Annotated in this window: 13 protein-coding genes and 1 pseudogene; 6 read left to right on the plus strand and 8 right to left on the minus strand. The window is 51.3% G+C overall.

Going from position 1 to position 14,424, the window contains the following annotated elements:
* The first annotated feature begins 554 nt into the window (after positions 1-554).
* From AC1XDK_RS30365 to AC1XDK_RS30375, 3 genes are all read left to right on the plus strand, one after another.
* Positions 555-695 (plus strand): hypothetical protein, encoded by a 141-nt coding sequence (locus AC1XDK_RS30365; RefSeq protein ID WP_483353763.1) that lies wholly within the window; start codon positions 555-557, stop codon positions 693-695.
* Between the two features lie 200 nt (positions 696-895).
* On the plus strand, positions 896-1,192 hold the full coding sequence (locus AC1XDK_RS30370) for a hypothetical protein (protein ID WP_483353764.1): 297 nt from the start codon (positions 896-898) through the stop codon (positions 1,190-1,192).
* A gap of 1,214 nt (positions 1,193-2,406) precedes the next feature.
* The gene (locus tag AC1XDK_RS30375) at positions 2,407-2,925 is read left to right on the plus strand and encodes a DUF7342 family protein (protein WP_483353765.1); all 519 of its coding nucleotides are present in this window, start codon (positions 2,407-2,409) and stop codon (positions 2,923-2,925) included.
* A gap of 675 nt (positions 2,926-3,600) precedes the next feature.
* On the opposite strand, the gene AC1XDK_RS30380 is transcribed toward AC1XDK_RS30375, so the two are convergent.
* The 3 genes from AC1XDK_RS30380 to AC1XDK_RS30390 all read right to left on the minus strand — a co-directional run bounded on the left by AC1XDK_RS30380 (position 3,601) and on the right by AC1XDK_RS30390 (position 5,086).
* The gene (locus AC1XDK_RS30380) at positions 3,601-3,933 is read right to left on the minus strand and encodes a hypothetical protein (protein WP_483353766.1); all 333 of its coding nucleotides are present in this window, start codon (positions 3,931-3,933) and stop codon (positions 3,601-3,603) included.
* Positions 3,926-4,504 (minus strand): hypothetical protein, encoded by a 579-nt coding sequence (locus tag AC1XDK_RS30385; RefSeq protein ID WP_483353767.1) that lies wholly within the window; start codon positions 4,502-4,504, stop codon positions 3,926-3,928. Before AC1XDK_RS30385 ends, AC1XDK_RS30380 begins: the two co-directional genes overlap by 8 nt.
* 267 nt (positions 4,505-4,771) lie before the next feature.
* Positions 4,772-5,086 carry a hypothetical protein gene (locus AC1XDK_RS30390; RefSeq protein ID WP_483353768.1) on the minus strand — a complete coding sequence of 105 codons (315 nt, stop codon included), beginning with the start codon at positions 5,084-5,086 and terminating at the stop codon, positions 4,772-4,774.
* A gap of 566 nt (positions 5,087-5,652) precedes the next feature.
* Here AC1XDK_RS30390 and AC1XDK_RS30395 point away from each other — a divergent pair.
* A complete protein-coding gene (locus AC1XDK_RS30395; protein WP_483353769.1) occupies positions 5,653-7,470 on the plus strand; it encodes an outer membrane protein assembly factor BamB family protein in 1,818 nt (605 codons plus the stop codon).
* A gap of 207 nt (positions 7,471-7,677) precedes the next feature.
* On the opposite strand, the gene AC1XDK_RS30400 is transcribed toward AC1XDK_RS30395, so the two are convergent.
* Together AC1XDK_RS30400 and AC1XDK_RS30405 are read right to left on the minus strand one after the other, a co-directional pair.
* Positions 7,678-9,117 carry an ATP-binding protein gene (locus AC1XDK_RS30400; RefSeq protein WP_483353770.1) on the minus strand — a complete coding sequence of 480 codons (1,440 nt, stop codon included), beginning with the start codon at positions 9,115-9,117 and terminating at the stop codon, positions 7,678-7,680.
* A 52-nt stretch (positions 9,118-9,169) separates the two neighbouring features.
* On the minus strand, positions 9,170-10,660 hold the full coding sequence (locus AC1XDK_RS30405; protein WP_483353771.1) for a hypothetical protein: 1,491 nt from the start codon (positions 10,658-10,660) through the stop codon (positions 9,170-9,172).
* 536 nt (positions 10,661-11,196) lie between these two features.
* On the opposite strand from AC1XDK_RS30405, the gene AC1XDK_RS30410 reads away from it, so the two are divergent.
* Positions 11,197-11,529, plus strand: coding sequence for a hypothetical protein (locus AC1XDK_RS30410; RefSeq protein WP_483353775.1), 333 nt, complete (start codon positions 11,197-11,199; stop codon positions 11,527-11,529).
* A gap of 182 nt (positions 11,530-11,711) precedes the next feature.
* Here AC1XDK_RS30410 and AC1XDK_RS30415 read toward each other — a convergent pair.
* Positions 11,712-12,566: pseudogene (locus AC1XDK_RS30415) on the minus strand (DUF8186 domain-containing protein); the annotation flags it as partial.
* A gap of 70 nt (positions 12,567-12,636) precedes the next feature.
* A complete protein-coding gene (locus AC1XDK_RS30420) occupies positions 12,637-12,978 on the minus strand; it encodes a hypothetical protein (protein WP_483353772.1) in 342 nt (113 codons plus the stop codon).
* A 245-nt stretch (positions 12,979-13,223) separates the two neighbouring features.
* Between AC1XDK_RS30420 and AC1XDK_RS30425 the strand changes: the two genes are divergently transcribed.
* A complete protein-coding gene (locus tag AC1XDK_RS30425) occupies positions 13,224-13,592 on the plus strand; it encodes a helix-turn-helix transcriptional regulator (RefSeq protein WP_483353773.1) in 369 nt (122 codons plus the stop codon).
* Between the two features lie 36 nt (positions 13,593-13,628).
* Here the strand turns inward: AC1XDK_RS30425 and AC1XDK_RS30430 are convergent, their stop codons facing one another.
* Positions 13,629-14,216 carry a metal-dependent hydrolase gene (locus AC1XDK_RS30430; RefSeq protein ID WP_483353774.1) on the minus strand — a complete coding sequence of 196 codons (588 nt, stop codon included), beginning with the start codon at positions 14,214-14,216 and terminating at the stop codon, positions 13,629-13,631.
* Between the last annotated feature and the right edge of the window lie 208 nt (positions 14,217-14,424).

A 14,424-nucleotide genomic window follows, 5' to 3' on the forward strand; every position in this document is an offset into this window, starting at 1 on the left:
ATGATCGGATTACACTACGAACTGCCCACAGATTTCATTGAGGGTGCCGGAGTGGGTGCACTTCCGCTTATGGATTTCAACGGAAGTGCGGGGAATGCTTTGAACAACGTGCTAATTCACCGCCGCTAAGCAGGGTAGTTGGCAGTGGAAACATGCTCCCACCCAAATCATTTGTTCGGGAACTAGGTCATCGATTGCTGACCTTGCTCCGGTCACAAGCAGTTGCAGATTTTCTTAATGAAGTGGATAATAATATACGGTCCGCTCGTTATGAATAATAGCGGGCGTCGGGTTATGGGAGTGCGGAGTGCACGCTCGACGTTCGCTTGCAGTGGCACAATCGTCAAAGGGGAATGGAGGGAGGGGTGGGTGTCCGGGTGCGTAATTAAGGGACCATTCGCATGTATGCAAGTCTGCCTGTTTAGGTTTTACCTTCTTCGAGAAGTTCTTGAGCGGGCGCTGTCCTCGATCCCGAGTTGCTCATGTGTCTGCCGCTGTTTTATACTCTCCCCGTGAGAACACCGCGACGTCCGCTGAAAAACGCGGACTGAAAAATGACGACAGAAACACCGCCGCATGGTGTTTCCGTCGCGCTCATTGGTTCCGGAGCGACGATTATCGCCAGCCAGCAACCCGCTGGATGGATACTCGTCGCTGTCGGTGTCTTGTGGGCGCGAAGGAAACTGGGCGAGTGATGCAGTCCAAGGCGACACTCGCCCACACGTCGCATTTATTTTGTTTTCTGCGACGCCGACCAGTGTGGGTCGACAGTATACAGTTGTATGCGGATACACATCAGTTTTTCCCGTATCTGTGCAAGCGTATAGATCCGAACGACCACTTTCACTTCGCCTCACCGGTTAGTTTATTAACATACCATACCTTTACTATCCTCATGTCAAATGATTCAAATGAGGCAGAAGACACAAAAAAGAAACAGCTGAGGAAGAACCACAGGATACCCGACCAGATGGGGGCAGAAAGTACGAGCAATATTCGCATATCGAGGCTGGTGGGGACGTCAACAATACAGTCAACAATGGCACTGGTGATGTCAACATCAATGCCCCAGAAGATAACACAGTCGACAGCAGCAGTGGGTTTGATATCGTCGGGGATGCATTCCGACTACTCTGTAGAATTTTCTACAAAACGTCAGTCGGACAGCGGCTGGATAAGCCACTGGCTGTGACAGGAATTGGTGAATTCATTATATTGGTTGTGTGTTTAATTGGGATACTGAGCGCACTCTTCGGCTCATTCTTCGGCATTCCTCTACTCGTCATGCCCGCGCGTATGTTTCTCACCTTCGCACAACCACTCACACCATTATGGGACATGGCTTTCTCTTCGGGAGTAGGGTGGATTGTAGCCGCTTTCGCTGTTGTTGTCGGTGTATATCCATGGGTGAGATTTTCCACAACCTGCGAACGGTGTGGTCGTCGATTCGTGACAGAAGTAGGTACCCGAACCAACTACAATCAGATGCGATATGATCCCGAAAAAGGGACGACTGTGCCACGAGAAGAGAGATATCGCTTTTGCCCTTACTGTGACGGGGATGTAGAGGGCAAAGACGAGTAGAGTTCTTAGTAGCTGTCGTGCATAGATTACAGCGGCACTCCCGGGGTGGTTCTACTTCTGATTATCAAATTAACTGGCAGGAAAGCAGGTTCAGTCTTCTTGTTTGTCATTGTCGGTGAGGAGATCGTCTGTCGTGATCGCCTTGGCGTCACACTCGGCCGCACGCATCGTAGCATCATCGACCATTCCAACGATATCCGCTGCGCTGCGATCCGCTGCCGCTCATTCCCGCCGCTACCCCGTTATCACGCACGGTGTGATTCGAGACTCTCGAATACCTTCTTTCCTCTTCGTGTTGCGAGTTCCGACGGTGGTGCAACGCGATACGCAAGTTCTGTTCGATGCTGCTCATCGGTCGATGAGTCGCCACGAAGAATCGCGACCAACATTCCATCAGACGAGCGCAAGAGGATACCGTCCCTTGTGACTGACGATCGCAATCCCTTCAATGACTGCTCGATGAGTTCTTGGGCTTCTGTTAACTCGATTGTGAGCTGTACTGTGTCAAATTCTGGCCGATCGCGACTCGTTGCGGTCATGCTTCGTTTTCACCGGGTTAGACGATTGTAAACCCATCTCTCTCATAAACCTGTGCCCGCGCGTTCTCTCCTGTCCAAACGACGAATCAGCGCGATCCGAAGGCTGTAACATCTTCAACTCTGAAAAACTTCGGACGGAAGCGGACTCATCGGGCACCGAGCGGTCGGTGAGCTATTGATTCTCACTTCATTATCCGTACCGAAGACATCTAGTTGATCGACAGAAGATGCAAATAGTTGCACTCTCGATAGAATTATTGCACTCCACAACCAATTACCGAGTATGACTGATGCACCGGGAGCCAACGTGTGGAGAGAAAACACGAGTGCGTTCGACCGTGTTCGCTCGATCGCCGTGACACTCTCCCAACCACGCACCGCCGACTGGATCGCCGATGAAGCACTGGTCGCTGGAAATACTGCCCGTGACCATCTCCAGCGACTCGTCGATATGAACGTCCTCCAGACTGTCTCGGGTGAGCAGGCAACGCTCTATCAGCCTGACCCGCTTTACACGCGGATGCGGGCGCTCCGTGACTTGCTGGATGACCGCGATCGCGATGATCTCATCCAGTTGCGTGCTGACCTCCAAGAGCAAATCGAAGCCTGGCAAAATGAGTACGATGCCGACTCCCCAGATAATCTGCGTGAACGGGCTGCTCAGGTAAAGACGGCTGCCGAGACACGAGAAGTGCGGCAGGTCGCAAGTGACTGGGATATCGTTCGGTACCGACTGCGCCTTATCGAGGATGCAATCGAACACTACTCGGATTACTCGGGTACAGCGCCTGCACCTTCCTAACGTGATCGCCAATGTTTGCTGCTGACGGGGGCTATGATGCTGGAGAGGCGTCACATAACATACTGCTCGAACTGCGAAGAAACGCTGGGAGACACCCAGGCGTGACTGAGGCACGCGGCGTTCCGGATGGACAATTCACTCGTGTCCAAGCAACGCTTGATCCAACGGTGTTTGGTGGATCGGCTCAGTCAGGGTCGCTCACGATCCGATGGTTTGCCGGAGAGACTCCAACCGCACGAGCCGAGTTTTCATTTCATTATAGTGATCCGTCGGGGTTTGATTGCGGGTGGCATTGCGAGCCAAATCCGCATGTGGATGGGTGGGAACACTATCAAGAGCGAGAGGCACCTGCTGAGGAGTATACGTATGAGTCAGTGTCGTTTGGAAGTGAACATCCTATGCGGGTACTGTGGGAGATTCTTGATCGGTTAGAGACGGTACTCCAGCGTCGGTGAGTTTGGTCAACCACATTTGCTAGCCTGCACTGACGATTTGTTGCCTGCCCTCCGCCGATCAATTTGGTCAGTCGAACCGCTGGGACGAAACAATTTGATTAGTCTAATTTATTGAATATTTCAGCGACTGAGAAGAATTGTGTGCTAAACATGTGAATGTATGCATTACGACTTCGAAAATACCAATACGGTCTATGGTCATCCAATCTGGACGGAATTGTTAACCAAGACGCTGCTCGAGCTTTTTCTTGTACTTATCGCCAACTCGATGCTCCGTATACCGCCGAGCATCGTCTCCCCAGCGTCCTTCGATGACATCACGTCGGAACCCCTTGCCGTACTTCCGGGTCAATCCGGCCATGACGCCCGCCGTCGAGCGACCATTCTTCGCGATATCAATTCCGTAGTTTTCACGCATCTGCTGGCGAATTTCACTCCCACGAATCCATTCCCCCTCGGCGTCGAGCCGGACACGAATCATCCCTTCCTGCTTCTCCGTCAGACGCTCGAAAAAATCGCTCGGCAGGCCATGGCTCTTATTTGAATCACTCATCGCTGCCGAGCACCTCCTCGATCTCCTCGCGATACTTGTCGCCAATCCTGAACTCCGCATTTTGTTGAGTCTCATCAGCCCACTGTCCATCAATTACGTCACGCCGGAAGTCCTCGTCGTACTTGCGAGTTAATCCAGCAATAACCCCAGCTGTGGCTCGTCCGCTATCCGGTACGTCGATTCCGTACTCATCGCGCATCGTCTGCCGAATCTCTCTTCCACGCATCCACTCCCCATTGTTCTTGAGGAGGATCTCGATCATCACGCGCTGCTTCTCGGAGAGGCGGTCGAAGAAGTCCTCTGGGAGGCCGTTCTCCTCTGTTCGCTCTGTTTCCCTATCGTCGGTTCCAGTAATCGATTGACTGCCGTTGTGGACGCCGACGTCAATCAGTTTGACGCCAGTCGTCTCCGATACACTTCTATCAAGTCCTATTCCCTTGCCCTCTAAAGAAACAGTTACTGTTTCCTCTCCACTTCTCACCTCATCGTTGAGAGCGATTTCCATTATTTTGAGAGCTGTACCTTCCGATATCTTGCGATTGACGGAGATCCCTTCTCCCGTTATCGTCATTTGCACTGTCATCCTCCGTACTACCACATATTCCACACTACCCCTTAATACTTTCTATACTGCCAGTAGCGTCAGTAGTGTGTTGTAGTGTGGAGTAGCGGCAGTATGGATACTAAGCAAATTCACATATTATTGCATATCGTCTACCTTGTCCGATCGATGCGAGGAGGCTAATTCTGAATATGCACTCTCTATTCAGCAGAATCACCGGAGCTCATCGCCGCATGAGGGTTTCTACCAAGGCTGAGATAGAGTATTCCTGTTTTTTCACCGATACTCAAGGAGATCGTCTTTCGTGATTGCCTCGGCGTCACGTTCGGCCGCACGCATCGCTGCATCATCGACCATCCCAACGATATCCGCCGCGCTGCGATCCGCTGTCTGTTCAGCAAGCGTCTCATAATCGTCCTCATCGAGATCCGATGGGAGTTCACGGAGTCGCACGCGGAAAATCAGTTTCCGTGCCTCCTTGTCGGGGAGACCCACCTCGTACTGTTGGTCCAAGCAACCTCGACGAGTCGCGGCTTCATCAAGCAGATCCGCACGGTTCGTTGCCGTGACAAGCGAAACTCGGGTCGTCATCGTCTAAGAACAGCTCGACCGACATCCGGCGATTACAAATGCGCATGGCATTCCAGAGGGGTACTACGCCGAAGGCAAGTAGAGGTTGATCCTCGGTATTTTGGATGCGACGCGGACACTGCAACGTTTCGGGTGACATGGCATCCAAATTCGACGTTTCCACCGGAAACTGGGCTTGAGGACCGCAAACACATATCGCTGACTGCTACCTTCGCCTTTCAATACAGCAAGTCCTCGGGATTTGATTGCGGATGGCATCTCGAACCAAATCCGCATGTTAGCGGTCATCTCCATTTCCAAGAACGGAATTCATCGGTCGAAAGCTACGCCTATGACGAGTTCACGCTTACCGCGACTTCGGTCGTTGGGGTGCTCTGGGAAGTATTAGACGCTCTCGAAGCTTGACTGCGAGAGAAGTGAATCGATTTAGTTGTACTCAATTATTTGCTCTTGTAAAATTATTCATTCCACAATACAGAAAGAGGATAAAAATACTGCGATAATTATCTACATATCTCATAGAACACAAAACTTATTACAAGATCTAAAAAATGAAGAACTCTCTCATGGACCGCAGAGCGTTTCTTCAAACTGTTGGAATTGGAACTACCACCGCACTTGCCGGTAGCCAATTTGCACGCGATACTGTCGAAGCCACTGAACCTACTGAAACGAGCTGGACGCGTCCATGGGGTTCCACTGGTCAAACACGCTTTAGTGAATCACACAATTTTACCGATCCTAATGGTCAACTCGACTGGGAAAGCCGTGGAGGGAATTGGTCGGGAACACCGACAGTGAGCGATGGTATTCTCTATGTTGGCGAACTCACAGATGATATCTACTCTACAGGATCTATCAGTGCGTACGATGCAAAATCAGGAAATCAACTGTGGAGTGTACGTAAACATCCAGTAACTGAAAAAGAAAAGGAAAGGGTAGAACAAAGTTCTAAACAGCTTCTCAAGGAGTCCAGCGCACCATACGGATTCCTCACCCATTCTCCTGTCGTCGAAAATGGAGTGATATATGCAATCGGACGCTCATCGGGTGATGGGAACTATTACGTTGCACAGGGTGTGTACGCGCTCGATGCGAAATCAGGCGAAGAAATTTGGGCACGAACTGACCTTGTTGATTATTCTACTCTCGAAGTTGCGAATGGACTAGTATACCTTTCTGGACTTGCACTTGATGCAAAAACTGGAGACACTGCCTGGGGAACATCCGCAGATGAACGCGTGATCGGTGTCGTCGATGACACGCTCTACACATCTGCTATCGTTGATCGACCGAATGAGGAGATAGCCATATTCATAGCACGTAATGCACGTACCGGGGATGAACGCTGGCGTGCTCTTTCACCATTTAATACAGGTAATTTTTCAAAGGCTGTCGATGAAGATTTCCTATATCTTGTCCCACATGAAGATGATACGCCGCTAGTCTATGCACTTTCCACCACGAACGGACAAGTGGAGTGGAAGACAACCCTCTCAGTCCGGGAGGGGACAACCGATGTGAGTGCGCCTGCAGTCGATAATAATAGCCTCTATCTATTCACTAGAGGGACAGATGACACCTATATGTCTGTTGACGCCGATACGCCGGTTGAAGGAGTTGGAACTGCATTTGCACTTAATCGGGAGACTGGTACTGAACAATGGCGGTATGAGACACCTGCTGCATTTGCGGGCAATCCAACCGTCGGTTCCGATTCAGTATATGGTGCTGCTCGCTACCATGCGTGTTCTGTATACTCAAATCGGCCAGTAAGAGCAGGAATCTATTCGTTTGACAAGCAAACCGGTGTTAAGCGCTGGACATATGCAATTAAGAATCTATACTCTGTTTTTTCTCCGGCCCTTTCGGAGAACCAGATATTTCTTGCAACCAATGGACTTCCGATGGGTGTTACAATCATGTATGCATTTAGAGGGTGTGAGTGCTCACCACACTGCAGTAACCAATTTGTCGATGATGGAAAAAGACAGACAAGAACCCAGACTACTGACGAGCCTGAGATAACCCCATCATCGGAAACCTCTAAAAGAGAAACAACGACCACTTCATCATCGTCAGAAACGACTGTCGAAGAAGAAATTAACACAGTGTCACCAGCAGAAACTACGGACAAAGTACAAACGACTATAAGCGACCCGATTACGAATCACTCGTCAACCACGAAATCAACTACGAGCAGACAACGGTCGCAAACGAGCACTTCAATAACCAGCACAGTTTCCAAGAAGACATCGGTTCAAACAACGGTTAGTGATGGCCAACCTGGATTCAGTGTTCTTGGAACATTTGGGAGTCTGATTAGTGGGGGTCTCTATGCACTTTATCGATTAACAGATGGTGATAATGACGATTCAACCTAAGTAAGCGTCCGGGTACTGGCCTATTGGCTATCTCTGCATGCCTTGGTAGCAGAAGTGATAGCGACGTTGACAACCTATATTTGCATGCAAAAATATATTGTAATATATATGATCAGGTCCGTACAAGCCAACTATTAATTGATATCATCTGGATCGAGGTGATCTACCACAATCCGCGCAACTTTAGTTTTCAGGCTGTTTGAGTTGCTACTCAATCGCTGTAGAATCAGGAAACGACTTGGCGAGATCCTCGTACGTGATTGCTTGCGCATCTCGTTCAGCAGCCTTCATTGCGGCGTCATCGACAATCCCAACAATATCCGCACTACTGAGCTCGGTAGATAGCTCGGCGAGCTCCTCATACTCGTCTTGATCGAGCTCGGTCGGGAGCGTTTGCAATCGCACTTTGAAGATTTTCTCGCGTGACTCCTTGTCGGGCAGATCAACCTCGTACTGCTGGTCAAAGCGACCACGGCGAGTCGCAGCTTCATCCAATAGGTCCGCACGGTTCGTTGCTGCAATAAGCAGAAAGCTCGGGTCTTCATCGTCCAAGTGTGCGAGAAACTCGTTGACGACTTGAGCATGCTCACGATGAAGATCGTTTCCGCGACCCGCGAGGAGTGCGTCAATCTCGTCGACGAAGATCACACATCGGTCGAATTGCTCGGCCTCATTGAACAACTGGTTGACTTGCTCGGTGGACTCATTCACCCATCGGCTTTTGATATCGCCAGCGCTCAGCTCGAGGTATGGATGGCCGAGTTCGCCAGCAATCGCTCGAGCGAAGTGTGTTTTCCCGGTACCGGGAGGGCCATGTAAGAGGATGCCGTTTGGTGGCGAGACGTTGAATCGTTCGTAGGCGGCATCGGTATGTGAGAGCGGGCGAAGGACTGATCGCATAATATTGCGTTTGAGGGAGTCCATGCCACCGACATCGCGAAACGTCGTGGTGGGAGCTGACCGCCAGTCAAAGGTGAGTGCTGAAGGTGGCTGATTACTGGTCGCTCGACGACTCTCATCGGGATTATCAGTAGAGGATTGGTTTTTTTGAAATTCTCCGTGTGTCTCCTGACCAGACTCGCTCTCTGTTAAACTCACCTGCTGACTCTTTGTTGCGTTTGTGGAATTGTTTCTTTCCAGATCTTCAATTGCTGAAAGCGTCGCATACACTGGAATTGGTATACACACGAGCCAGCTAAGTCCTACCAACCATGGGTTATCGAACATAGAGGCAACGTGAAACGGCTGCAAAATTGCTGCAAACGCAGGAAAAACGTGATTCCAAAGCGGGAGAAACCAGAGTATGGTTAACAAAGATGTCCCAATTATCATCCCAAAGAGATCGCCCACCTGACCACGATTATTCTTTCCAGTAAGAATGTCTATAGCCTCTGCTATCGCACCTGAGATCATCGTTGGCAGATACCAAATACCAAGGACGCTAAGAACCGCTGGAATGACAACCCCTATTCGACTTGTTGATTTTCCAGCAACAATGAACACACCAACCGGAATAAAGAGATAGCATACTGATGTCAAAGTAACCATCAGCAAAAATGGAAGGATCGTGTTGAGAGCGCTAAAAAATCGTCTCTTAGTTGCGGAGTTCTTTCCTGTGGTGGACGTAGTGTTTTCCTGGCCGTCCATAGTTCAGTTCATCTCTTCTTTTTAGCTCTTAAATATATTCTGTCAACAAGATCTACTTTGACCGATCTTTACTAGTAGATGAGCCAGACCATTCGTCCAAGGTGTATTGGTTTGCTTTCGTTTTATCATCGTTCACACCGATGATTGGGTCTTCGCGATAATGTTCCAGACCTGCCTCTGCCCAATCGAGAGGTGAGCGATCGAGATTCCGCAAAGTGAAGTTGGTTCCTGCACGGGCGTCTTTCACTGTACGTTTTCCAGCTTTTTTCCCATATTCACTCATCCCCTTTTTCTTCGCCCATTCCGGAGTGATCGATGAAGCGGTAGATCCAATACCTTCTTTTGTTTTTCCAACAGCGGAACTTGCCGAGTTGATGGACCCTGTGACCTTTCCTCCAGTAGCGCGATTATCGGCCTTGCTAATCGCGGATCCCGCTGCAGCGCTCGCTGTTGTTGCAGCGCTGCCGGCACGTTTCCCACCAAACCGAGCCTGCTTCATGATGCTCGCACGGCTCGACTCTTGTGACCCACCTGCTGATGCCGACGACCGACTTCGAGATGTCCGCTTCCGCCGACTGCGTATCCGACCAGGGACAAAACCGGAGGACATGGCTGTTTTCAGCCCATAGACGGCAGGTGCGACCAAGCCGATCAACCAGAAGAGGAACGACTCGAGAACATCATTGAACGAACCAGGATCCGACCCTGCAGTGGCCGCTGCATGTGTAGCTGTGCCGGATCCAGTGGCACCAATCGCAGCAGCGCCAACATACATGAGTGCAGCCATGAAGATCCCTGCGAGAAACAGCGAGAGCGTCGCGTTGATGAACATCTTCGCCGCTTTCGCTGAATCCTCGAATGGCCCGAAGTCGAGATAGAGCATCACCGCTAGAATCGGCAGCGTCACAAACATCGCTACAAAGAGGAACTCCCGAATCACCAGCATCGCAAACAACAGGAGAATCCCAGCAATGGAGGTTACACTCAAAATCACCATGCCGACTGCGACGACGCCCGCTGAGGCGGCTGCGCCTTCCATCCCGGTTTTGAGCACTTGCGTCCCGAATGCGCCATAGCTCTCGGGGTAAATGTAGGCGATGACCGCGTTCACGAGCAGCAGGCCGAAATGCATGAGCTGGCGACCAACGGCAACGAAGATAATCGCCTTGAGCGCCTTCCAAACCAGGATGACACTATCCACGTCGGCTTTCTTTGAAAATGGCTGTGAGGCAAAGCCAGCCATCACCACGACCACCAGCAATTGGGGAAAGATACCCAACAGGTGGTCAAACGCCTGGAGGTACTGCGGATCGGTATAGGGGCTATCGAACACTAGGAAGGTGTACACACCGCCCGACATCAACAGGCCCACAAAGCCCATGAGTTTCGTCATGAGCCAGGTGAACAGGTCTGCGATCCATCCCGTGAACCCGGCGGCAAGAACGAATGACGTCATCTCTGCGGGGAGGTGGATTGTTCCGACTGTGAGCTTGGGAACACTGTGAACGATGGTTGTGCCGTGTGATTGGAGGGTGGGGATCATTGGGTGTCAAAAAGATGGTGTTTGCTTGTATATCAATACCATCGCGTAAAAATATTTTCTTAGATATTCTGAATTATTATCGACGGAGATAGTGAAATGGGAGATAGAATAGCACGAATGCGATGACAGCCACGAACCCCTTACTCAGTGCCACCAGTGCACTATAGATGTTGAACGGTGTAGGCGCAAATCGAATCTGATTGTGCGATGGGGCGTAGTAGAGTCCTCGTGAATCGTTGGCGACGCCGCGGAACGTGGCCTCGATAGCACTTTCATCACGCGTGACGATCGCAACACCATCACTGTTGGTGGCAACACGCCCCTGGACGGCCCCGTGGAGATAGATCGATTGGTTAGGGACCGGGCTCCCAGTCTGTGCGTCAGTGAGTTCAATCCGAACGTGTCTCTTATCCTGCTTCGTTAGTGTTAGCGAAACCGGGTGTTCGGAGACAGTCCTCGTTTTCAGTGGAATTGCATCGCCATGAATGTCGTAGAGCGTGGTGAGTGGCTGATCGACGTTCGTAATAACCACACGAGTGGACGCCCGTGGTGGAACCGATGAGAGGTTGACGGTCGGCTTGAGCGGTGCAGCATCTGGAGCGAGCGGAACAGTACGAACGCGACTAACGGTTGCCATCGACGCTGCCTGTGAATTCTCACGAGCAATCGCTGGCTTGCTTCGAACGGCGATCAGCTGTTTTTCGAGGACGTTCGGCGGTGGGACTGTTCTCTGTGAAGTCGTGCTGAGTGGCGAGGAGCGATTGGCCGACCTGTTGAGCGGAACTAACGGTTGTGATGCATTGAGTGAGAGCGTCGTGTTGGGGCGCTGGGTGCCGATCGTTGCATTCTGGTACCGATGCTGGGAGTAGACGCCCCATACGTTCTCGAGGCGTATCTGCCCGGATTTGAATGCCGCGTAACTCCATTGTCGACGATTGGTGACTGTCGTGGGTCCGTCCAGACGGAGAATTATCCGTTTGAGGTCACCGTTGTCAGTAACGAGTGTTTGCGTTGCGTTGAGCTGCTGGTTCGGTGTGATCACGACGGGTGCTGCATCGCGAACAGTATGCGAAAGGAGAGTCGTATTCGAACTCACGTTCGTTTGCTGCCACCCCGAGCTCGTCCGGATTGAGACGGTCTTGTGAATGGTCAACTGCGTTGTGATCGTTCCGTTCACGACCATTGTCGTTCGGCCGGTCGCCTGTGCGTTCGTGTATGTGAGGGGCCGCGATGCTTTGGCTTCCTGTGAGGCATCCTCGGAAGCCCATGTTTGGGAGCCAATTCTGAGTGACCGATTGATAGACTGGCTCGTGAGAGAATAGTTGATGCAGGTCTTGGTGCCATTCGTGACTGTACAGGTCTGATTTGGAAGTACTGTCGAGTAATCGAGCGAGGAGAGAATAGACCCGTTTCGGGGAAGCAAGAAGAGATTTTGTGACGATGTGTTTGTTCGTCCCAGACGGGTTTGCGTTCCGTTCTGTGTCCCAAGGATCGTCACATGCGCATTTGTGACGACCGTGCCGTTCGAACGATTCGAATCAGGAAACCACACGCTCGTCGAGCGATTGTGCGGCAGGGTCTGGAGGTTGTTACGACGGTACTCGGCAAGCGTCTGATTGCGAGGCCCGACTTCGTGGGACGGCTGGGACGTTGCATACGTAAAATCACGAGCTCGACTGGCATTTGCTGCCGAAATATTCGGGGACTGGAGAATTGTACGGAGGTCTGGTTGAATGAACGGTGGCAGCGCACCGATGGTGGGGTCTGGGTCATCAGAGACGAAGACGTCAGTGGCGTTCGCGAATCGGGTGGTGCTGACGCCAGTTGCAAACGAACTGAGTAGCAGAAGCAGGACAACGAGTCCAAGAATGAGTGGTCGAAGACGTGTGTCCGAGAGTGGTGGCATTCGTGGGGAAAGCGTGTATAGGGCGATGGTCAGCTAACGAGATACAGGAGACGAAACTAGCCCACCGTCGTTAGAAGAACGGTGGGACGATCATCCCCGGAGCGAGGTTTTCAAAGAGCGTGACGAACACATTATAGCTGACCGAGAGCACGATCATCCCAGCGCCGCCCCAGAGCGCACGCCAGCCCCACTGTGTGCGACTTGCGTTGCGTCCGGAGACGAACCATAGCGCTGCGCCAACGAGGAAGACAATGACCCCGATTTGGCCCAACGTGGTTGCGACGAACTGTTCGATCTCACTGAGCGAGTTGTTGATCTCGCTTTGTTGCGCGGCGGCGATACCAGTACTGACACTGAATGCAAGTAGAGCAGTGACCAGATACGTAATTCGATGGCGGAATGGGGAGTGCATACACGATTTTATTCTTTTCCCCGTGATAAAAACTTTAGCCCTTATGAATAATATACTGAATTTTAGCTGGCGTGAAGGAGCAATCTGGGCTCAATTTGAAGATGGTTTCGGACAATCAAGATAGTCGATACTCATCTTCTCCCAGCAAAGACGAGCATTGATCCCGTATTCTTCCACGCGTTTCGCATTGATTATTCACTATATATTATAGTAGGATTTAAGTAGCGGAGATTAGTCACTCCAGTATGACTAATTCAGAAGCCGACCAGGACAACGCTGCTGACACACACGAGAACAAATCCGGTCTTGATTTTGCGTCCTATAATCTCCCGACCGATCTCACCGCCTTTCAGGCACACCTCTTGTGTCTCATTTACCGCTTAGGGCCCGCTGAGGGTGTCGATCTGCAGGAGGCGTTGGAAGACATCTATCCAGAGCCGATCAACCACGGCCGATTATATCCTGGCCTCGACCGACTCGTTGAGAAAGGGCTGATCTCGAAGCAGACGAAAGCGAGCGATAAGCGACGGAATGCGTATGCGACTGTCGGTCGTGGCGACTGGGCAGTCGAAGAGTATCACCGATTCATGCACGATATTGTGACGCCGGAGTAGTCATCAAAAATAGAACTTGATTCGGGTCTGATTTTCTCACGGGAACGCTCCTGCAAGCGGAGAGAGTGCGAAAATGACTGTCCCCATCGCAAGCACGCCAAGTACCAAGAAGCCAGTGTTTGCGAGTGTGCTCGCCGCACGAAGGCGTGACAGTGAGATCCGCCGCCGAGAGAATGGGAGGAACGGCTGGATACCACTGACCGTAATGATGTCGCCAGCGAGATGCACGCAGATGCCGAGAACTCCGATGACAAACCCAAGTCCGGCGAGTGGCTCGGGAGTGAGTGCGGCAAGTTGCTCGGTCGCAATTGCGACTGCCGTGATATTGGTCGCTGGGAGGACAGTCGTCTGCAGCCAGTGCGCAAGTGGGACAGTAAGATACCGTCCAAGAAGCCAGCCACAACCGGCACACAAGAGTCCGACAATGCCAGCGGTCAGCAACGAGTGACTCACCCCACGGTGTGAGAGTCCAGGTATCCAGTGGTCATTGTCAGGAAGAGGTTCAACGAAGAGTAGGCCAAGAGCGAGCAATCCAGCAAATGCGAACTGACCATTTTGGATGAGTGCATAGGAGATTGGCACGAGAGTAAGGAGTGTAATGCCGATATGGCCGTGTCGGTACATACTGAGTCACCTCTGGATCTAATTTTGGCTCGTTTTCCTGCTCGCATAAGCTCTTTGTATCGTTTTAGTCAACTCTGTTTGAACACGATACCGTTGGATGTCAAAAATCGAGTATCAACCGTTAGTATGAAATACTAACTAGCGTCTGCCCCTGTTTTATACTATTGCCGTGAAAACCCTCCGCATGTCCGTTGTAAAAGACGGACGA

This window comes from Haladaptatus sp. HS23 (assembly GCF_056892285.1).

Excerpts from the sequence above, each read along its gene's own strand:
- AC1XDK_RS30390 (WP_483353768.1), bottom strand. The coding sequence starts at position 5,086 with ATGACGACCCGAGTTTCGCTTGTCACGGCAACGAACCGTGCGGATCTG.
- AC1XDK_RS30425 (WP_483353773.1), top strand. The coding sequence starts at position 13,224 with ATGACTAATTCAGAAGCCGACCAGGACAACGCTGCTGACACACACGAG.
- AC1XDK_RS30395 (WP_483353769.1), top strand. The coding sequence starts at position 5,653 with ATGGACCGCAGAGCGTTTCTTCAAACTGTTGGAATTGGAACTACCACC.
- AC1XDK_RS30430 (WP_483353774.1), bottom strand. The coding sequence starts at position 14,216 with ATGTACCGACACGGCCATATCGGCATTACACTCCTTACTCTCGTGCCA.
- AC1XDK_RS30380 (WP_483353766.1), bottom strand. The coding sequence starts at position 3,933 with ATGAGTGATTCAAATAAGAGCCATGGCCTGCCGAGCGATTTTTTCGAG.
- AC1XDK_RS30385 (WP_483353767.1), bottom strand. The coding sequence starts at position 4,504 with ATGACGATAACGGGAGAAGGGATCTCCGTCAATCGCAAGATATCGGAA.
- AC1XDK_RS30370 (WP_483353764.1), top strand. The coding sequence starts at position 896 with ATGTCAAATGATTCAAATGAGGCAGAAGACACAAAAAAGAAACAGCTG.
- AC1XDK_RS30400 (WP_483353770.1), bottom strand. The coding sequence starts at position 9,117 with ATGGACGGCCAGGAAAACACTACGTCCACCACAGGAAAGAACTCCGCA.
- AC1XDK_RS30365 (WP_483353763.1), top strand. The coding sequence starts at position 555 with ATGACGACAGAAACACCGCCGCATGGTGTTTCCGTCGCGCTCATTGGT.
- AC1XDK_RS30405 (WP_483353771.1), bottom strand. The coding sequence starts at position 10,660 with ATGATCCCCACCCTCCAATCACACGGCACAACCATCGTTCACAGTGTT.
- AC1XDK_RS30375 (WP_483353765.1), top strand. The coding sequence starts at position 2,407 with ATGACTGATGCACCGGGAGCCAACGTGTGGAGAGAAAACACGAGTGCG.
- AC1XDK_RS30420 (WP_483353772.1), bottom strand. The coding sequence starts at position 12,978 with ATGCACTCCCCATTCCGCCATCGAATTACGTATCTGGTCACTGCTCTA.